17 protein-coding genes and 1 pseudogene are annotated in these 17,968 nt (G+C 61.1%); 13 read left to right on the top strand and 5 right to left on the bottom strand.

Annotation, left to right across the window (positions count from 1 at the left end):
* The first annotated feature begins 21 nt into the window (after window positions 1–21).
* From pruA to BUS12_RS12725, 3 genes are all read left to right on the top strand, one after another.
* Window positions 22–1,575: an L-glutamate gamma-semialdehyde dehydrogenase gene (gene pruA / locus BUS12_RS12735; protein WP_074296027.1), complete on the top strand. Its 1,554-nt coding sequence runs from the start codon at window positions 22–24 to the stop codon at window positions 1,573–1,575.
* A gap of 76 nt (window positions 1,576–1,651) precedes the next feature.
* Window positions 1,652–2,866: a pyridoxal phosphate-dependent aminotransferase gene (locus tag BUS12_RS12730; protein ID WP_074296026.1), complete on the top strand. Its 1,215-nt coding sequence runs from the start codon at window positions 1,652–1,654 to the stop codon at window positions 2,864–2,866.
* 59 nt (window positions 2,867–2,925) lie between these two features.
* Window positions 2,926–4,089, top strand: a complete 1,164-nt coding sequence (locus BUS12_RS12725) for an NAD(P)/FAD-dependent oxidoreductase (protein WP_074296025.1) — start codon at window positions 2,926–2,928, stop codon at window positions 4,087–4,089.
* Window positions 4,090–4,107: 18 nt separating this feature from the next.
* Here the strand turns inward: BUS12_RS12725 and BUS12_RS12720 are convergent, their stop codons facing one another.
* The 3 genes from BUS12_RS12720 to BUS12_RS12710 all read right to left on the bottom strand — a co-directional run bounded on the left by BUS12_RS12720 (window position 4,108) and on the right by BUS12_RS12710 (window position 6,131).
* Window positions 4,108–4,872, bottom strand: coding sequence for a helix-turn-helix domain-containing protein (locus tag BUS12_RS12720; protein WP_074296024.1), 765 nt, complete (start codon window positions 4,870–4,872; stop codon window positions 4,108–4,110).
* 129 nt (window positions 4,873–5,001) lie between these two features.
* Window positions 5,002–5,607, bottom strand: coding sequence for a thiamine pyrophosphate-dependent enzyme (locus BUS12_RS12715; RefSeq protein ID WP_074296023.1), 606 nt, complete (start codon window positions 5,605–5,607; stop codon window positions 5,002–5,004).
* Between the two features lie 8 nt (window positions 5,608–5,615).
* The gene (locus BUS12_RS12710) at window positions 5,616–6,131 is read right to left on the bottom strand and encodes a thiamine pyrophosphate-binding protein (RefSeq protein ID WP_074296022.1); all 516 of its coding nucleotides are present in this window, start codon (window positions 6,129–6,131) and stop codon (window positions 5,616–5,618) included.
* 285 nt (window positions 6,132–6,416) lie between these two features.
* Here BUS12_RS12710 and BUS12_RS12705 point away from each other — a divergent pair, with 285 nt between their 5' ends.
* From BUS12_RS12705 to BUS12_RS12685, 6 genes and pseudogenes are all read left to right on the top strand, one after another.
* Window positions 6,417–7,166, top strand: a complete 750-nt coding sequence (locus tag BUS12_RS12705; RefSeq protein WP_074296021.1) for an electron transfer flavoprotein subunit beta/FixA family protein — start codon at window positions 6,417–6,419, stop codon at window positions 7,164–7,166.
* 23 nt (window positions 7,167–7,189) lie between these two features.
* Entirely contained in the window at window positions 7,190–8,131 is a 942-nt protein-coding gene (locus BUS12_RS12700) for an electron transfer flavoprotein subunit alpha/FixB family protein (RefSeq protein WP_074296020.1), read from the top strand.
* Between the two features lie 447 nt (window positions 8,132–8,578).
* Window positions 8,579–8,806 (top strand): annotated as a pseudogene (locus tag BUS12_RS39925) (DUF1016 N-terminal domain-containing protein); the annotation flags it as partial.
* 72 nt (window positions 8,807–8,878) lie between these two features.
* On the top strand, window positions 8,879–9,454 hold the full coding sequence (locus BUS12_RS39920; protein WP_437123873.1) for a PDDEXK nuclease domain-containing protein: 576 nt from the start codon (window positions 8,879–8,881) through the stop codon (window positions 9,452–9,454).
* Window positions 9,451–9,594, top strand: coding sequence for a hypothetical protein (locus tag BUS12_RS38790; protein ID WP_171991632.1), 144 nt, complete (start codon window positions 9,451–9,453; stop codon window positions 9,592–9,594). Before BUS12_RS39920 ends, BUS12_RS38790 begins: the two co-directional genes overlap by 4 nt.
* Window positions 9,595–9,747: 153 nt before the next feature.
* A complete protein-coding gene (locus BUS12_RS12685) occupies window positions 9,748–10,809 on the top strand; it encodes a LacI family DNA-binding transcriptional regulator (RefSeq protein ID WP_083640361.1) in 1,062 nt (353 codons plus the stop codon).
* Window positions 10,810–10,825: 16 nt separating this feature from the next.
* Here the strand turns inward: BUS12_RS12685 and BUS12_RS12680 are convergent, their stop codons facing one another.
* Together BUS12_RS12680 and BUS12_RS12675 are read right to left on the bottom strand one after the other, a co-directional pair.
* Window positions 10,826–12,649 carry an IlvD/Edd family dehydratase gene (locus BUS12_RS12680; RefSeq protein WP_074296017.1) on the bottom strand — a complete coding sequence of 608 codons (1,824 nt, stop codon included), beginning with the start codon at window positions 12,647–12,649 and terminating at the stop codon, window positions 10,826–10,828.
* 85 nt (window positions 12,650–12,734) lie between these two features.
* A complete protein-coding gene (locus BUS12_RS12675; RefSeq protein ID WP_074296016.1) occupies window positions 12,735–13,694 on the bottom strand; it encodes a 2-hydroxyacid dehydrogenase in 960 nt (319 codons plus the stop codon).
* 136 nt (window positions 13,695–13,830) lie between these two features.
* Between BUS12_RS12675 and BUS12_RS12670 the strand changes: the two genes are divergently transcribed.
* The 4 genes from BUS12_RS12670 to BUS12_RS12655 all read left to right on the top strand — a co-directional run bounded on the left by BUS12_RS12670 (window position 13,831) and on the right by BUS12_RS12655 (window position 17,965).
* Window positions 13,831–15,240 (top strand): MFS transporter, encoded by a 1,410-nt coding sequence (locus BUS12_RS12670; RefSeq protein ID WP_253190058.1) that lies wholly within the window; start codon window positions 13,831–13,833, stop codon window positions 15,238–15,240.
* A gap of 81 nt (window positions 15,241–15,321) precedes the next feature.
* The gene (locus BUS12_RS12665; protein WP_074296015.1) at window positions 15,322–16,092 is read left to right on the top strand and encodes an SDR family oxidoreductase; all 771 of its coding nucleotides are present in this window, start codon (window positions 15,322–15,324) and stop codon (window positions 16,090–16,092) included.
* Between the two features lie 35 nt (window positions 16,093–16,127).
* Window positions 16,128–16,880 (top strand): SDR family oxidoreductase, encoded by a 753-nt coding sequence (locus tag BUS12_RS12660; RefSeq protein ID WP_074296014.1) that lies wholly within the window; start codon window positions 16,128–16,130, stop codon window positions 16,878–16,880.
* A gap of 44 nt (window positions 16,881–16,924) precedes the next feature.
* The gene (locus BUS12_RS12655) at window positions 16,925–17,965 is read left to right on the top strand and encodes a substrate-binding domain-containing protein (RefSeq protein ID WP_253190057.1); all 1,041 of its coding nucleotides are present in this window, start codon (window positions 16,925–16,927) and stop codon (window positions 17,963–17,965) included.
* Window positions 17,966–17,968 lie beyond the last annotated feature (3 nt).

The following is a 17,968-nucleotide window of genomic DNA, read 5'->3' as shown; positions in this document are numbered from 1 at the left end:
CCATTCAATCTGGAGAAAGCGATGCTGATTGCACCGTTCAAGAACGAGCCGTTCGATTTGTTCGACACTGAAAGTGCCAAAGCCGATATGCAGCGAGCCCTGAAAAAGGTGCGTTCCGAGTTTGGTCAGACCTATCCGCTGTTGATCAACGGCGAGCGTGTGCAAACCGAAGCGAAGCTCGTCTCGACGAATCCGTCGAATCCGGAGGAGATCGTCGGCTACACCGCCAAGGCGACGACGCAGCACGCGGACGCCGCGCTCGAAGCTGCGTGGGTGGCGTTCGAATCGTGGAAGCGTTGGAGCCAGGAGGATCGGTCCCGTGTCATGTTGAAGGCCGCAGCCATCATGCGCAAGCGCAAGCGCGAGCTCGAGGCGTGGCTCGTCTATGAGATCGGCAAGAACTATGTCGAAGCAAGCGCCGAAGTTGCGGAAATGATCGACTTCACCGAGTACTACGCGCGTCAGGCTATCAGGCACGTGGGCGGCCTGGGTTCGCTGATTGACTACGCGGGTGAAGAGAACGAGAGCTTCTACATTCCGCTAGGTGTCGGCGTGACGATTTCGCCGTGGAATTTCCCGATGGCGTTGATGACTGGCATGACGGTGGGCGCGATCGTGGTGGGTAACACGGTTGTTTGCAAGCCGGCGGAAGACACGGTGGTTTCGTTGGCGAAGATCTTCGACATCTTCGCAGAAGCGGGCCTGCCGCCCGGCGTGGTGAATTATCTGCCGGGTACCGGACGGGAAATCGGTTCATATCTGGTCGCCCACCCGAAGACACGCTTTATCAACTTCACGGGCTCGCTCGCGACCGGCGCCCAGATCAACGAGTCCGCCGCGAAGCTGGCCGAAGGCCAAAAATGGTTCAAGCGGGTTTTCCTCGAGCTGGGTGGCAAGGACGCCATTCTGGTCGACGAGACGGCCAATCTCGATGACGCGGCAGCCGGTGTCATTCAGGCCGCTTTCGGTTATTCCGGCCAGAAATGTTCCGCCTGCTCGCGTCTGGTCGTGGTGGATTCGGTCTACGACGCATTGCTCGAGAAGGTCGTTGCGAAGGCTAAAGAACTGGTTGTCAGCGAAGCAAAGGACAATCCTGGTTTCGGTCCGGTCTGCAACGAACTGCAGTACAGGAAGGTGCTGTCGTACATCGATATCGGTCACGCCGAGGGCAAGCTGCTGACCGGCGGCAAGGCCGTGGAAAATGCGGTCGGTTATCTGATTGAACCGACCATCTTCGGCGACGTGTCGCCGCGCGCGCGCATCGCACAGGAGGAAGTGTTCGGCCCGTTCGTCGCGGCGATCCGCGTCAAGGACTTCGAGGAGGGCCTGGCGGTTGTTAACGACACGGTCTACGGGCTGACGGGTGCGCTGTTCTCGAACGATCGCAGCCGCATCGAACGGGCACGCCGCGACTTCCACGTGGGCAATCTGTACTTCAATCGTAAATGCACGGGCGCGCTGGTTGGTGTTCAGCCGTTCGGCGGCTTCAACCTCACAGGTACCGATACCAAGACGGGCGGCCCCGATTACCTTCTGCAGTTCCTGCAAATGAAGGCCGTGGCGGAACGCCTCTAAGCATGTGTGTTCCGGGGCGCCGCAGAGGCAGCCCCGGTTCGTACGGTAGGCCTTTGAAACGAACGGAACAAACACAATGGGCTTCATTGCAGACCGCATTGGCCAGATCGCTCCTGCGCAGACGATGGCAATGGCAGCAAAAGCGGCAGAACTGCGCCGGGCGGGGAAGAATGTTATTTCTCTGTCGCAAGGCGAACCCGACTTCCATACGCCCGAGAATATTCAGGCGGCCGCGATTCGTGCCATGCGCGAAGGCAAGACGCGTTACACGGAGGCCGCGGGCATCCGCGAGTTGCGCGAAGCGATCGTCGCGAAACTTCAGCGTGACAATGGCGTCGCTTACCCCGTGGACGGTGTCAGCGTGGCTGTGGGTGCGAAGCAGGCGATTTTCGCGGCCTTTTTCGCGACCCTTAATCCAGGTGATGAAGTCATCGTGCCGGCGCCGTGCTGGGTGTCCTATCCGGAGATCGTCAAAATGGCGAACGGGACGACGATCGTCGTGGCGTGCGATGAGGCAGCAGGGTTCAAACTGACGGCGGCTCAGCTGGAGGCATCGATTACGTCCCGCACCAAGTGGCTGATGCTGAATTCGCCGTCGAATCCGACAGGCGCGGTTTACTCGGCCGACGAACTCGGCCACATCGCGGAAGTATTGCGTCGACATCCCCATGTCTGGGTACTGTCGGACGATATATACGAAAAGCTTATCTACACCGGCAGTCCGTTCGTCAACATCCTGAACGTCGCGCCGGAGTTGCAGGAGCGGACGCTCATCATCAACGGCGTCTCCAAGATGTACTCAATGACAGGCTGGCGGATCGGCTATTCCGCTGGACCTGTGGCGCTCATCCGCGCCATGAATCTGGTGCAAGGCCAGATTGTGACGAGTGCGTCATCGGTGTCGCAGTATGCTGCGATCGAGGCGCTCAATGGTGATCAGACTTTCGTCGAGACATCGCGACGGGCTTTCGACGAACGCCGGAAGCTCGTCGTCAACGCGTTGAGCGATATACCAGGCCTGCATGGCAATCAGCCCGAGGGCGCGTTTTATGCGTTCGTCGGCTGCCGTGGCGCGATTGGCAGTCGCACGCCGAACGGCGCGCTTCTGCAGAGCGACCAGGACTTCGTCATGTACCTGCTGGAGGAGGCAAACGTAGCGGTGGTGTCAGGCTCCGGTTTTCTGCTGTCGCCGTACTTCAGACTCTCTTACGCCGCGTCACTCGATGACCTGAACGAAGCGCTCAGCCGGATTCGCACCGCATGTCAAAACCTCGCGACGGTGGCGGTTTGACTTTCAGTTATCCATATTGCTTTGGCTCTCGCGAGCCTACGAATCTTCGAAGGTAGAACATGAGCGAAAGAATTGTCATCACGGGCGGGGGAGCGATTGGCTGTTCAATCGCGTATTTTCTAAGCCTGCAGAAGATGGAGGGTCGCGAGATCTGGGTGATCGAAAAGGATCCGACCTATCAGATTGCATCGTCGTCGCTATCGGCGAGCTCGATCCGGCAACAGTTTTCAACGCCCATCTGCATTCAGCTATCGCAGTTCGGCTATGAATTCTTTTCCTCCTGCGAGCGAGAGAAGGTACGGTACGGCGCCGGCGTCGATCTGGTGGACTGCGGCTACCTGTTCGTGGGCAACGCGCAGCAAGAGAGCGTGCTGCGGCGCCGGAGCGCTCTTGCCCGATCGCTCGGGGTGGAACTGCAGGAGCATTCACCCGAGACGTTGCAGCGCCGCTACCCGTGGATGAACGTCGGCGATCTGGCCTATGGTGTCGAAGGTTTGGCAGGCGAGGGCTGGTTTGACGGGTACAGCCTCATGCAGTGGTTCAGAAACCGTGCTCGTGAAGCGGGCGTTCATTTCGTCACCGGTGAAGCGGCGCGCTACCGGACACGAGGAAACCGGGTGACCCATGTCGAGTTGACGGACGGACGGGAAATCGCCGGGGACGCGTTCGTGAATGCCGGCGGCGCGTGGTGCGCGCCTCTTGCGCAAAGCATCGGTGTCGATCTGCCGGTTCGGCCGAGACGGCGTTCGGCGTTCGTCGTGTCATGCCCGACAGCGATCACGGATATGCCGATCCTGATCGATACGTCCGGCGTGTACCTGCGCAGGGAGCAGAATCATTTCCTCTGCATCGTCTCGCCCTCGGCTGAACAGGATCTGGATCACCTGCCACTCGACGTGCAGTTTTCCGAATTTGACGAGATCATCTGGCCGGCGCTGGCAGAGCGGATCCCTGCGTTTGAAGCGCTGCGTGTGGAACATGCCTGGGCCGGCTACTACGAATACAACGTTCTCGACCAGAACGGCATCGTCGGTCAGTCGGGTCCGGAAAACTCGTTCGTCGCGGCGGGTTTCAGCGGCCATGGGATGATGCACAGTCCAGGCGTTGGCCGCGCGGTGGCCGAACTGTTGCACTTCGGCGAATTCAAAACGCTGGATCTCTCGCCGCTATCGCCGGCGCGGCTCGCGACGGGTCAACTGGTGATCGAGGAAGGCGTCTACTAGCGTCCGGCGCGCGATTTATCAGTGAGGATGCAGGCCACGCCCGCGTGCGTTTCGATACTGCCGGGGCGTGAGGTGCGTGGCAGATTTGAACTGACGCGTAAATGCGCTGTGGTCTGCGTAGCCGCACTCGGTCGCGATTTCCGTGATGCTGTGGTCAGTCGTCTCCAGCAGCTTGCACGCATGATCGATCCGCAATTTCATCAGCAGTTGCTTGGGCGTCAGATGAAATACCTCACGGGTCAGACGTTCCAGCGTGTCGACAGAGATGGAGACTTGCTGCGCCGCTTCGGTGACCAGGATATTCTGTCCCAGGTTCTGTTCCAGATAATCCAGATATTCGAGCAGGCGGCGGTAGCCGTGGTGACGTTCATCAGGGCGGGGTAAATCGCGCGATACGCCGATGAGTCCAATGGCTTGTCCGTCTTCGTTGAGCACCGGGAACTTGGAGCTCAGGCACCAGTATCGATGACCCAATCCGGAGGAGTAGAGACGCAGCCTGTCGACGATGGGAGACTGGGTTTCGATAATGCTCAGGTCTTGCGCGTTGGTGCTGGCGCCGGTCACCGGAAATAACTGGTCGGCTGTCTTGCCGATCACCTCGTCGCGCGCCAGCCCGCTTCGGGCAATGAGCGTCTGATTGACGGACAGATAGCGCGCCTGCGCGTCCTTGATGTAGTAGAGCACGTCCGGAAAGCAGTCGAAGACGCGCTCGAGCATCTCGGGCTGCCGGTCCAGTTGTCTAAAGACCTCCACCAACATATCGGAATCGGCCTTGGCGGGCATAGAAGGATCAGTGCGAAGTCACATTGATCCGGATTGTACAGGGGCGTGAAACGGCTCGCGATGCAGTAAAGCGGTGGGAGGCTGTCTGCCGCGCCACCGCCTTGATGCAGGGACTTTCCACGTGGCCGCTTACTGGCTCGCGTGAGCTCTCGCGCCGAGCAACGCTTCGCGGAAGCGGCTTCGCAGATAGGGTCCGTCACGGGGCGGCAGGGAGGTGGGTTCGGGATCCGTTCTGACCTTTACCGTGGCGAGCACGGGACCGGTGGCCTTGAGAATGACGTCGACATACTCCTCGAGTTCGCCCTCGGTGTAGATTGTCGTTGCCGTTTCGAAGCCGGCCGCGCGTGCGATTGCCGTGATGTCTACACCGCGTCCAGCATGGGCTAGCTGCATGCCGGTTTCCGCGTAGTGCTCGTTGTCGATCACGACGATTGAGAGATTGGCCGGCTTATCGACACCGACCGTTGCGAGCGATCCCAGTCCCATCATCATTTCGCCATCGCCAACGAATATGATGACGCGTTTCTCGGGCTGTGCAAGCGCAATGCCGAGGCCGAAGCTGACGGCTCCCCCCATTGCGCCCCACAGATAGAAGTTTTGAGCCGTGTCGCCGGCGGCCGCCACGTCGAAGGTTGGATTGCCAAGGCTGGTCACTGCCAGAACGTCCTGCTGCCGATCGCGGAGAATCCGCTTCACCGTCAGTCGACGATTCAGGGGCGTCGTCTGCTGTGTCATGTTCGTACTCACTTGTTAAAGTTTTTGGTGCCGATAACGCGCTGTCCAATCAGGACCGCAATCATCCGGGAGGTGTTGTAGCCAAAATTCAACGCGGCGCGCACGGTCTCGGGGACTTCGGCGGGATCGTCCGCGCGGTAGACGTAGACGCCCGCCGATTCAAGGGCTTCCTGGGTGGATTTGCCCATGGCGACTTGCCAGGGATTGAATTCACCCCATTCTCCGCGCATCGTGACCAGCATCACGATGGGCATGCGGCATTCATGTTGCAGCGAGAGCATGTTGATGCAGTTGCCCACGCCGCTCGACTGCAGCAGCAATACGCCGCGCTGGCCGCCGACCCACGCGCCGCCCATCATGGCCACACCTTCTTCTTCGGTGGTCAGGGAAACCGCGTGAATGTCCGCGTCTGCTTCGCAGAGTTCGATGAGACGTTTGTGCCCCGCATCAGGCACGTATGCCACTTGCCGCACGTCAGCGGCTTTGAAGTGCTCGAAGATTGTTTCCGGCCAGTTGACTGACATGGTGACGAGATTTGATGAGTTGAATGAAAACGGATAGCCGTCGCGCCAAGCAGGGCTGATGGATTGCCGTGCTTTGATGAGTGATAGCGTGCATCAGCGAAAGGCGCCGCTCAATTACTGATTGCGGAAGAGGCGATTAGGCTGGGGTTAACGGGCTGGGTCGGGCTGGATTCACGCACGACGGGTTGTCATTCGAGGGTCTGAAATGGGGCGTTCCAAAATGCCTAATTCCAGCCGCTGAGTGAAGCAAGCACACTAGCGTGCAAGCTGACCGAAGAGGGAACCATGAAAATTGTTGTGCCAGTCAAGAGAGTGGTCGATTACAACGTGAAAGTCCGGGTGAAGTCGGACGGCACGGGTGTCGACATTGCGAATGTAAAGATGTCGATGAATCCGTTCGACGAGATCGCCGTGGAAGAAGCGGTGCGTCTGCGGGAAGCGGGTGTGGCGACGGAAGTGATCGCCGTGTCGGCGGGTGTCGCGCAGGCGCAGGAAACGCTGCGTACGGCGCTGGCGATCGGCGCGGACCGCGCGATCCTGATCGAGTCGAACGAAGACCTGCAGCCGCTGGCCGTGGCCAAGCTGCTCAAGGCGCTGGTCGACAAGGAACAGCCTTCGCTGGTGATTCTCGGCAAGCAGGCCATCGACGACGATTCGAACCAGACCGGTCAGATGCTGGCTGCGCTGGCGAATCTGCCGCAAGCGACGTTCGCCTCGAAGGTGGTCGTGGCCGACGGCAAGGCAACGGTGTCGCGCGAAGTGGACGGCGGGGCGGAAACGCTGGCGCTGACGCTGCCGGCCGTGATCACCACCGATCTGCGCCTGAACGAGCCGCGCTATGTGACGCTGCCGAACATCATGAAGGCCAAGAAAAAGCCGCTGGAAACGCTCAAGCCGGAAGACCTCGGCGTTGATGTGACGCCGCGTCTGAAAACGCTGAAGGTCGTCGAGCCGCCCAAGCGCAGCGCCGGTGTGAAGGTTGCTGACGTGAAGACGCTGGTCGAGAAGCTGAAGACCGAAGCCAAGGTGCTCTAAGGACAACGCAGGAGACGGACGAAATGACGATTCTGGTAATTGCGGAACACGACAACGCGTCGCTGAAAGCGGCGACGCTCAATACGGTTGCGGCAGCCGCGAAGATTGGCGGCGACGTCCACGTGCTGATCGCGGGTCACAACGCGCAAGGCGCGGCGGATGCGGCAGCGAAGGTTGCAGGCGTCGCCAAGGTGTTGCTGGCCGATGCGCCGCAACTCGAAGCGGGCCTCGCGGAAAACGTCGAAGCCACGGTATTGAACATTGCGAAGGACTACTCGCATATCCTGGCGCCGGCTACCGCCTACGGCAAGAACATTGCGCCGCGTATCGCCGCGAAGCTCGATGTCGCGCAGATCAGCGATATCACCGCCGTGGATAGCGCCGACACGTTCGAGCGCCCGATCTACGCAGGCAACGCGATCGCGACGGTGCAATCGGGCGACCCGATCAAGGTCATCACGGTGCGTACCACCGGCTTCGACCCGGTGGCGGCAGAAGGCGGCAGCGCAGCGGTCGAGAAGATCGCCGCCGCAGCCGACAGCGGCCTGTCGCAGTTCGTTAGCCGTGAAGTGACGAAGCTGGACCGTCCGGAACTGACCTCGGCGTCGATCATCGTCTCTGGTGGTCGGGGTCTGGGCAGCGGCGAGAATTACGCCAAGGTGCTTGAGCCGCTGGCGGACAAGCTCGGCGCGGCCCTCGGTGCTTCACGCGCCGCAGTCGACGCAGGCTTCGTGCCGAACGACTACCAGGTGGGCCAGACCGGCAAGATCGTCGCGCCGCAACTGTACGTCGCGGTGGGCATCTCGGGTGCAATCCAGCATCTGGCCGGCATGAAGGACTCGAAGGTGATCGTGGCAATCAACAAGGACCCGGAAGCGCCGATTTTCAGCGTCGCCGATTACGGTCTGGTGGGCGATCTGTTCACGGTGGTGCCGGAGTTCGAGGCAACACTGTCTCAAGTGTAGTGCGAGGGAAGGTCAACGTATAAAGAGGTGACAGGTGAGCAATCTGAGCGAGATAGGGCATGTCCGAGCGGTGGCGGCCTTGGCCGCTAACGCCGAAGATGCTTCCATTTGGCGGTGGTTCGCTCTACTCCTTGAAGAGAGGCGAATTCGCTGGTGCTGCAGCGGTGAAAATTGGCTCGTGAGCGTCGATAACAGACACGTTGCCACGGATAGCAGCTTCGATACAGCGATCCGGATCGCGAGGGAAACCGTAATATCAAAGTAGGCCGTATCGCAGCGCCTAGCGCGGAGCGGACGCGCGTGCACACCGGTTTTGCCTCGCAGAATTTCTACTGGAAATGTGGGTGAAACGCCGCAAACCGAGGTTGCATTGGCGGGGTACCCGACGGTGAACAGTTAATGACGAGGTGAGTATTTCCATGATGCACTCCGTCATCGAGCCAAGCCGCTGTGCGCCACGTCAATGCGGTCACGACTGCCGCATACTGGCTTGTGGGCCGGCGCATCATCGAGTTTGAGCAGGCCGGTGAGGGGCGGGCCGAGTATGGAGACACGCTGATCAAGCGCTTGGCCGTCGACCTGAGTGGCCGGTTTGGCCGGGGCTTTGGGGCCGTCAATCTTAGTCAGATGCGACGTTTTTACCTCACTTGGCCTCCGGAGGAGATTTTTCAGACGGCGTCTGAAAAATCATCGAAGCAAGCGCGTCACTTGCAAACCTTGGACCTCGCGAAGCAGAACAAGGCCGCAATGCTAAAGACAGCTGAATCCGCGGAACCTCTTGACCCGGTGACGCCGGAGGCGGCGATCAAGGATCCCTTCGTCCTCGAGTTTTTAGCCCTCAAGGACGAGTATTCAGAGAGTGATCTTGAAGACGCGCTGATCCCGCGCCTGGCGGACTTTCTCCTGGAACTGGGCGATGAATTCGCATTCGTTGGACGTCAGCGTCGATTGCGCATCGATGACACATGGTTTCGTGTGGATCTCGTCTTCTTCCACCGCCGTCTTCGTTGTTTGATCATTATCGATCTGAAGGCTGGGCGTTTCAGCTATGCCGATGCCGGGCAAATGCATCTCTACCTCAATTACGCCAGGGAACATGGGATGCTGCCTGGCGAGAATCCTCCCGTGGGCCTTATTCTGTGCACCGAGAAGGGGGCGGCCGAGGCACATTACGCCCTCGACAATTTGGCCAATAAGGTCCTGGCGGCAGAGTACCAGACGGTGCTGCCCGACGAGCAACTGATTGCCGATGCATTGCAGCGTTCGCGGCAAGAACTTGAGGATCGGCGACGTCTGCAGGACGGCAAAGGGGACGAGTCGTGACTTCGCAAAAGGGGCAACATATCTCGATTGGCCTGGTTGTTCTGGGCCCGATGTGGGAGCGCGTCGACAAGCGCTTCCGCGGCCCCTATCTGACCGAACCCGAAGCCGCCGCGCTGAATGCAGCTTCCCGTGCCGTATGATCGCTTTCGCAAAGCGGGCACTGCATCCGCGATCAGTTCATACGCAATTCCGGACAACGTTCCTGTACCATCTACCGATCGAATTCTATTCACGCCGGTATGAGTACAGACAGTAAATCCCAGCTTCCGCTATCGTCGTCTGGGCCGATTCGGATGGCCGACGTCGCGCGCCTTGCAGGCGTGTCGAAAATGACGGTCTCACGGGTTCTCACGGGGCAGCACGTCGGGGCCGAGACGCGGGAGCGCGTACTGCGGGTGGTCGCGGAAACCGGCTATGTCGCCGACGCGAGCGCCGGTGCGCTATCGTCAGGGCGGTCGAATTTTGTCGTCGTGCTGGTGCCGTCGCTTTCCAGTTCCAACTTCTCCGACATGGTGCGTGGCATCAACGACGTCGTTGAATCGCGCAATCTGCAGTTGCTGCTGGGTAACACCGACTACATGCTGGAGCGCGAGGAGGCGCTGATCAAGACGCTGCTGCGCTATCAGCCGCGCGGCATCGTGCTGGCGGGCGGCCACCACACCGAGGAGGCCCACTCGCTTCTGACGCGCGCGCGGATTCCGGTGATCGAGACGTGGGAGTTGCCACGCCATCCGATCGACCGCGTTGTCGGCTTCTCGAACGCCGAAGCCGCGAGCAGCATGGTGCATTATCTCTACGCACGCGGTTATAAGCGCATTGGTTTCGTCAGTAGTGCGTCAAAACTGGACCTGCGCGGTATCGCGCGGCGCCGTGGGTACCTGAACGCCGTGCGTGCGGAGGCCCGCCATGAGGCGCGCGACATCACGCAAACCGAATGGACCACCAACATGGCTCACGGCCTTGCAATGGGCCATGGTGCAGCGGCGCTCGGCCAGTTGCTCGAACGCTGGCCGGATACCGACGCGGTGATGTGCGCGAGCGACATTCACGCGTTCGGCGTGATCATGGCCTGCCATCGGCGTGGCCTCGTGGTGCCTCGCGATATCGCGGTGGCGGGGTTCGGCGATTTCGAGGTGTCGCGGCACTGCTACCCGACCATCACCACGATCGCCGTCGATCCTTACGGCATTGGTCATGCGGCCGGTGAGTCGCTGCTCACCGCGGTCGACGAGATCGACCACGGCGAGATACCGAGCAAATCACGCCGCGAGAAGGAAGCGCCGGCGCGCGAGCGGCGCGAAACGCCGAAGCTCGTCAAGATCCACTACGAGGTCGTGCAGCGCGAGAGCGCTTGAGGCGCCCCCGGCGGCATCAATGATTGTGTCGCGACTCTCCCCGGGTTTCGATGATGTTCAGATATAGCGTCGCGGGTTCGAGGCACGCCCCCGTGCCTTGCTGCCCGACCATGCTGCGGTAGATCTCTTCCCACGGCGTCTTGTGCTCCAGCTTGGGCAGCGTGTAGGCGGCCCGGCGCTGCGCCATTTCTTCGTCCGGAATCAGGACGTCGACCTTGCGCGAGTTGAGATCGATGCGCAGGCGGTCACCGGTTCTCAGCAGTGCCAGGTTACCGCCTACCGCGGCTTCCGGCGACACGTTCAGGATCGACGGACTCGCGGATGTGCCGCTCTGACGGCCATCGCCCAGGGTCGGCAGCGTGTCGATGCCCCGTTTGATCAAGGCCGCGGGCGGTTGCATATTGACGACCTCCGCGCCGCCCGGATACCCAACCGGTCCGCAGTTGCGAATCACCAGGACGGAATGATCGTCGACACCGAGTTCCGGATCTTCGATCCGCGCGTGATAGTCCTCGGGCCCTTCGAACACGATCGCCTTGCCTTCGAACACGTCGGGATGTTCGGGGTCCGAGAGGAAGCGTTTGCGGAACGCCTGATCGATCACGCTGATCTTCATCACCGCGCTGTCGAACAGGTTGCCCGACAGCACCACATAGCCGGCCGCCTCCCTGAGGGGCTTGTCGTAGGCGCGAATCACCTCGCGGTCCGGTTCCGGCACCGCCGCAAGATCCTCCTCCAGCGTACGGCCTGTGACGGTGCGCACACTGCCGTCCAGCTTGCCGGCGGCAAACAGTTCGCGCATCACGGCAGGCACGCCGCCCGCCCGATGGAAGGCTTCGCCGAGGAAGCGCCCCGCAGGCTGGCAGTCCACCAGCAGCGGTACGTCAGGGCCGAGACGCTGCCAGTCGTCGAGCGTGTGCTCGACACCCATATGACGTGCAATCGCGATCATGTGAATCGGACAGTTCGACGAGGCGCCGAGCGCCGCCGCTGCCACGACCGCGTTTTCGAATGCGCCCTTTGTCATGATGTCGGATGGGCGCAGATTCTCCGCGACCATGTCGACGATACGCTTGCCGGTGTGATACGCGATCCAGCCGCGTTCACGATGAGGCGCCGGAATCGCCGCGCAGTTAGGCAGAGACATGCCGAGCGCTTCGGCGAGCGAATTCATCGACAGCGCCGTGCCCATGGTGTTGCAGTGGCCGGCGGATGGCGCCGAAGACGACACCTCCTCAATAAACTGCTCGTAGCCGATTTCACCGGCCGACAGGCGCTTGCGGGCATCCCAGATCACCGTGCCGGAACCCGCGAGCTTGCCTTTCCACCAGCCGTCGAGCATCGGTCCGCCGGACAGCACGATTGACGGAATGTTGACGGTGGCGGCCGCCATCAGACACGCGGGCGTGGTCTTGTCGCAACCTGTGGTGAGCACCACGCCATCGATCGGGTAGCCGTGGAGGATCTCCACCAAACCCAGATACGCGAGATTGCGATCGAGCGCGGCGGTGGGCCGCTTGCCGGTTTCCTGGATCGGATGCACCGGAAATTCAAGCGGAATGCCGCCCGCGTCGCGAATGCCGTCGCGTACGCGCTGCGCGAGCTGCAGGTGGTGGCGGTTGCACGGCGCGAGATCGGAGCCGGTCTGTGCAATGCCGATGATCGGCTTGCCCGATTGCAGCTCTTCGCGGGTAATGCCGTAGTTCATATAACGCTCGAGATACAGCGCGGTCATGCCGGGATCCGAGGGATCGTCGAACCAGCGACGGCTGCGCAGGCGTCGTTCGGGCGTGTCTGCGTCGCTCTTCGGGTTATCGTGGGGGGCGTTATCGTGAGACATGATGTTGTCCGTAGAGATGTGGGCGCGGGGAAGGGATCGTCAGGCCTTCCAGGTAATTATCAGGGATGAGCGTGAGTCGTCGGCGTCAGGTGCGCGTCTTGTGGGCCGTGTATTCGGTGATGAGCGGCTCGCCGACGAAGAACGCCGCCAGATTGTTCCGTACCAGATGCGCCATTGCCGCGCGGGTTTCTACCGTCCCGCTGGCCCGGTGCGGCTGCAGCACGACGTTGTGCAACGCAAAAAAGCGCGGATCGATGGCGGGTTCGCTCCAGAATACGTCGAGTGCCGCACCGCGGATGCGCCGCTCCGTTAGATAGTTCAACAAAACCGGCTCGTCGATGATACTGCCCCGCGCGATATTGATGAGGAAGCTATCCGGTCCAAGCGCGTCCAGTACCTCGTGGCCAATCGACGCGCGATTGCTTCGGTCCGCAGCCGCGCAGATGATGAGGAAATCGCTATGACGCGCTAGCTCGACCGCAGTTTCATGAAACGTATAAGGGCTGTCGTCGAAGCGGTTGCGATCATGGTACGAAATCGCCATATCGAACCCCGCTGCCCGTTTGGCGACCGCACGGCCGACGCGTCCGAGTCCAAGAATTCCCAGCCGCTTGCCGAACACGCGGGTGGCAAGCGGAATCTGCACGTGTCCCCATTCACCCGCACGCACAATCGCATCGTTCTGCGGAATGTCTCGGGCCACCGAAAGCAGCAGGGCGATCCCCAGGTCGGCGACGTCGTCGGTCAGGACGTCCGGCGTGTACGTGACACGTATGTTGCGCTGCGCGGCGCGTTCCAGGTCGATTGCATCCACCCCCACACCGTATGACACGATGATTTCCAGGTGCGGCAGTGCGTCAATCAGCTTCGCGCTGGCGCCGGCTTCGCCATTCGTCGCGAGTGCCCGGATACGGGGTGCGATCTCCGCGAGCAACGCATCCGGGTCTTCCGCGTCGGCAAGCACGTGCAGCGTGTAATGCTGCGCCAGCGCCGCCATATCTGCGTCCGGATACCGGGTAACTACCAGTACCTCAGCCTTGTGCATGCTATCTCCTCATGTTAGAGTGGGCCTCGTTGGTTACCGGTAACCATAGCTTAACCAAACGCCAGTGTCCAGCACATCGAACGAATAAAAGAACGACAGAATTCCAGATGCACATACGTTTGCACAGGAGACGCAAATGGGTATGAAGGCATATGGATCCGGCTATGCGGCAGAGCCGATCCAGAGCATCTCGCTAGACGATGCAGGAGCGGATCAGGCGGCTAGCCAGGCACCGGTCTCGCCGGAGCAACTGCGGCGCGCCATTCTCACCGGTGGCGTCGGCAGCGCGCTCGAGTATTACGACTTCGCGATCTTCGGTCTGGCGACGGCCCTTGTTTTCAGGCACATCTTTTTCCCAACGCTCGGTGCGAACGCGGGCCTGCTCGCGAGTTTCGGCACGTATGGCGCGGGCTTTCTCGCCCGGCCGTTCGGCGGTCTGTTCTTCGGTTCGCTTGGCGACAGAAAAGGGCGCAAGTTTGTTCTTCTGCTGACCATCGCCATCATGGGCGTCTCCACGATGCTGGTCGGTTTGCTGCCGAGCGGTCCTGTCGGCGCGGTCGTTCTGGTCGCGCTGCGTCTCGTGCAAGGTTTCGGCGCCGGCGCCGAACAGGCGGGCGCTTCGACGCTGATGGCGGAAGTGTCGCCGGTTCCGCGGCGCGGCTTCTTTGCCGCACTGCCGTTCGTCGGCATCTTTGCCGGATTCGGCCTCGCGACGGCAACCTTTAGCGTGATGCAGCACACCCTCGGCAACGACGAAATCCTTGCATGGGCATGGCGCCTGCCGTTTCTCGCCAGCGTGGTGCTGATCGGCGTAGCGGTGTGGATCCGGCTGCGCCTGCGCGAAAGCCCGGTGTTCCTGAATCTCGAAGGGGCACGCGAAGTCGTTCGTTCTCCGATGAAAACCGTCATGACGACGGCGCGCCGGCCCGTCCTGGCTGCGGTGCTCATGCGCTTTGCCGAGCAGGGCGGCTCGACGATCTATACGACCATCGTGATTGCATTTCTGGGCGGCACGGTGGCGACGCGGATGGGCGTGCGCTCGTCCGATCTCGCCACAATCGGTACCACAGGTGCGTTGATCGCGACGCTCGCGAGCGCGATTACAACGCCGATGTTCGGCGCGTTGTCGGATCGTATCGGCCGCATTACGGTCTATCGCGCCGGCGCGATCTTCATGCTGCTGTGGTCGCTTCCATCGTGGTGGATGGTCAGTACGGGCAATCCGCTATGGATTGCTGTTGCGATGTTCGGCGGTCTGGCGATCGGTGCGAACAGCATGCTCGGCGCCCAATGCGCCCACTTCGCCGAACTGTTCGGCAACCGCTGCCGATACTCCGGCGTCGCGCTCGCGCGTGAGATTGGCGCGGTGTTGTCGGGCGGTCTCGCGCCGGTGCTCGGCATCTATCTGGTGGGACTGGCGGGCGGCGCGTTCTGGGTCATGGGCGTCTATACGGCTGTCCTGGCGACGCTGACCTTGATCGGCGTCGCGCTGTCGACAGAGACGCGCGGCCGCGATCTGACGGACCTCAACGATGCAATTCATTAGATTGTCATCCTGAACGATTGACACTGGCCGGTGTTCAACCGGCGGCGGACTGCGACTTCAACATAAGGACGGAGCGACAAGATGGGCAAACGCGTGGCGGGAAAGAACATGCTGGTGACAGCCGCCGGCAAGGGCATCGGGCGGGCTAGTGCGCTGATGCTGGCGGCCGAAGGCGCAAGCGTATGGGCGACTGACGTCGACGAGGCCGCGCTCGCCGAACTGCAGACCTTGGCGCAGGGAACCGGCTCGCTGCGTACGGCGCGGCTTGACGTGCGCAATACGGCAGACGTGGAGGCTTTCGCGCGCGAAACCGGAGCGCTCGATGCGCTGTTCAACTGCGCTGGTTTCGTGCACGACGGCAGCATCCTGAAGTGCTCGGAGGACGACTGGGACTTCAGCTTCGATCTGAACGTGAAATCGATGTATCGGACCATTCGCGCGTTTCTGCCGCACATGATCGAGGCGGGAAAGGGCGGCTCGATCATCAACATGGCGTCGGCCGCATCGAGCGTGAAAGGCGTGCCGAACCGGTTCGTCTATGGCGCATCGAAAGCGGCGGTCATCGGCTTGACCAAAGCGGTCGCAGCGGATTTTGTCGGCCAGGGCATCCGCTGCAATGCGATCTGTCCCGGCACCGTGGAATCGCCTTCGCTGCATCAACGGATCGCCGCGCAAGCGGTCTCGTCGAAGCAGGACGAAGCTCAGGTACGGGCCGCTTTCATCGCGCGTCAACCTATCGGGCGGGTGGGGCGTGCCGAAGAAATCGCGGCGCTGGTGACCTACCTGGCTTCGGACGAATCGTCGTTCACCACCGGCGCGATTCACGTTATCGATGGCGGCTGGTCGAACTGATGCCGCGCTGCGGCGACTGATCTGGAGGAACGACGATGGATGGGAAAGTTGCGCTGATCACGGGCGCGGGGTCGGGAATCGGCCGTCACGTTGCCTTGGGCCTGCTGAGTCACGGCTACACCGTCGCGCTCGCAGGACGAAAGGAGCAGGCGTTGGCTGAAACGGCCGACATGTCCGGCTCGAACGCGACACGCGCGCACGCGATGGCCTGCGATGTTACCGACCCGGATGCCGTCAAGCATCTGTTCGGACAGCTCGAAGAAAAATTGGGCCGTCTGGATCTGCTGTTCAATAACGCCGGCACCTTCACGCCGCAAGCGTCGCTGGAAGACATCAGTTACGAACAATGGGTGCAGGCGGTCAATGTCAACCTGACCGGCGCATTCCTGTGTACGCAAGGCGCGTTCCATTTGATGAAGAAGCAGCAGCCACGTGGCGGGCGCATCATCAACAACGGTTCGATCTCCGCCCATGCGCCGCGTCCCAAGGCCGCGCCTTACACGGCAACCAAACACGCCATCACCGGCTTGACCAAGGCTTCTGCGCTGGACGGCCGGCCTTATGACATTGCGTGCGGCCAGATCGATATCGGCAATGCGGCAACCGATATGAGCGAACTGATGGCGAAAGGGACGCTGCAGGCCGACGGTTCGACCAGGGTCGAGCCGCGCATGTCGATCGACAACGTGGTCAAGGCGATCCTGTACATGGATAGCCTTCCGCTAGATGCAAACGTTCTGTTCATGACGGTGATGGCGAGTCATATGCCTTTTGTCGGCCGCGGCTAACGACAGTTGGCCGCAGCCACTGGTGCACACTATTCTGGAGACGAATGATGAAAGAAAAAACGGCACGCTGCGCACGGAATCTGCTTTGTCTGGGCGCCATCCTGTTGGCGGGCGTCAATGCCCATGCTCAGGAAAAGCCCACGACGAATGCAAAGATCGCTTTATCCAACTCGTTCGCGAGCAATTCGTGGCGCCAGCAGATGCTGCAGGATTGGGACAAGGTCACGAAACAGGCGGTGGCCAGCAAGGTCGTCGCCGCGGCGCCGAGTTTCACGACGGTGCAGAATCAGGCGACCGAGCAGTCGCAGCAGATTCAGAACATGATCCTGCAGGGCTATACCGCGATCGTCGTCGACGCGGCTTCGCCCACGGCAGTCAATGGGGCGATCAAACAGGCCTGCAGCGCCGGCATCGTGGTGGTGTCGTTCGACGGCACCGTCACGGAACCCTGTGCGTACAAGATCAGTATTGACTTCAAGCGCATGGGCCAGATGCAGATCGACTACTTTCACAAACGAAACCTGAAGGGCAACCTGCTTGAAGTGCGAGGCCTGGCAGGCTTCGTGGTCGACAACCAGATCCACAGCGGTGTCGAAGAGGGGCTCAAGCAATATCCGGAGTTCAAGGTCGTCGGCTCGGTCAACGGCGATTACACGCAGACGGTCGCGCAGAAGGCCGTCGCCGGGCTCCTGCCTACCCTGTCGGATGTGGTGGCGGTGACCACGCAGGGGGGCGACGGTGCGGGTACGGCGCGGGCCTTTATCGACGCTGGCCGAAAATTGCCCGTGGTGTTCATGGGCAACCGCTATGACGAACTGGAGTTGTGGAAGAACGAGCACGACAAGAACGGCTACGAGACGGAGTCCGCTTCCATCGTGCCGGGTGCCGCGACCTTTGCGTTCTGGTACGCGCAGCAGGTGCTGGCCGGTGCGAAGCTGCCGAAGGAAATCAATCTGCCGATTTCCGTCATTACCCAGAACGATCTGGTTCAGTCAATGGCAAGTACCCCGAAGGGTGGTGTCTATGACCAGACATTCACCAAGCAGCAGGTGATGGACTACGTCAAGAGCCATGCCGCAAACTAACGC

Source organism: Paraburkholderia phenazinium (assembly GCF_900142845.1).
Classification (GTDB): domain Bacteria; phylum Pseudomonadota; class Gammaproteobacteria; order Burkholderiales; family Burkholderiaceae; genus Paraburkholderia; species Paraburkholderia phenazinium_A.
This window is presented reverse-complemented; position numbering and strand designations above follow the sequence as displayed.

Coding starts and splice junctions, on each gene's coding strand:
- BUS12_RS12725 (WP_074296025.1), top strand. CDS start 2,926: ATGAGCGAAAGAATTGTCATCACGGGCGGGGGAGCGATTGGCTGTTCA.
- BUS12_RS12715 (WP_074296023.1), bottom strand. CDS start 5,607: ATGACACAGCAGACGACGCCCCTGAATCGTCGACTGACGGTGAAGCGG.
- BUS12_RS12655 (WP_253190057.1), top strand. CDS start 16,925: ATGATGAAAGAAAAAACGGCACGCTGCGCACGGAATCTGCTTTGTCTG.
- BUS12_RS12665 (WP_074296015.1), top strand. CDS start 15,322: ATGGGCAAACGCGTGGCGGGAAAGAACATGCTGGTGACAGCCGCCGGC.
- pruA (WP_074296027.1), top strand. CDS start 22: ATGCTGATTGCACCGTTCAAGAACGAGCCGTTCGATTTGTTCGACACT.
- BUS12_RS12710 (WP_074296022.1), bottom strand. CDS start 6,131: ATGTCAGTCAACTGGCCGGAAACAATCTTCGAGCACTTCAAAGCCGCT.
- BUS12_RS12700 (WP_074296020.1), top strand. CDS start 7,190: ATGACGATTCTGGTAATTGCGGAACACGACAACGCGTCGCTGAAAGCG.
- BUS12_RS12660 (WP_074296014.1), top strand. CDS start 16,128: ATGGATGGGAAAGTTGCGCTGATCACGGGCGCGGGGTCGGGAATCGGC.
- BUS12_RS12720 (WP_074296024.1), bottom strand. CDS start 4,872: ATGCCCGCCAAGGCCGATTCCGATATGTTGGTGGAGGTCTTTAGACAA.
- BUS12_RS12675 (WP_074296016.1), bottom strand. CDS start 13,694: ATGCACAAGGCTGAGGTACTGGTAGTTACCCGGTATCCGGACGCAGAT.
- BUS12_RS12705 (WP_074296021.1), top strand. CDS start 6,417: ATGAAAATTGTTGTGCCAGTCAAGAGAGTGGTCGATTACAACGTGAAA.
- BUS12_RS12685 (WP_083640361.1), top strand. CDS start 9,748: ATGGCCGACGTCGCGCGCCTTGCAGGCGTGTCGAAAATGACGGTCTCA.
- BUS12_RS39920 (WP_437123873.1), top strand. CDS start 8,879: ATGCTAAAGACAGCTGAATCCGCGGAACCTCTTGACCCGGTGACGCCG.
- BUS12_RS12670 (WP_253190058.1), top strand. CDS start 13,831: ATGGGTATGAAGGCATATGGATCCGGCTATGCGGCAGAGCCGATCCAG.
- BUS12_RS12730 (WP_074296026.1), top strand. CDS start 1,652: ATGGGCTTCATTGCAGACCGCATTGGCCAGATCGCTCCTGCGCAGACG.
- BUS12_RS12680 (WP_074296017.1), bottom strand. CDS start 12,649: ATGTCTCACGATAACGCCCCCCACGATAACCCGAAGAGCGACGCAGAC.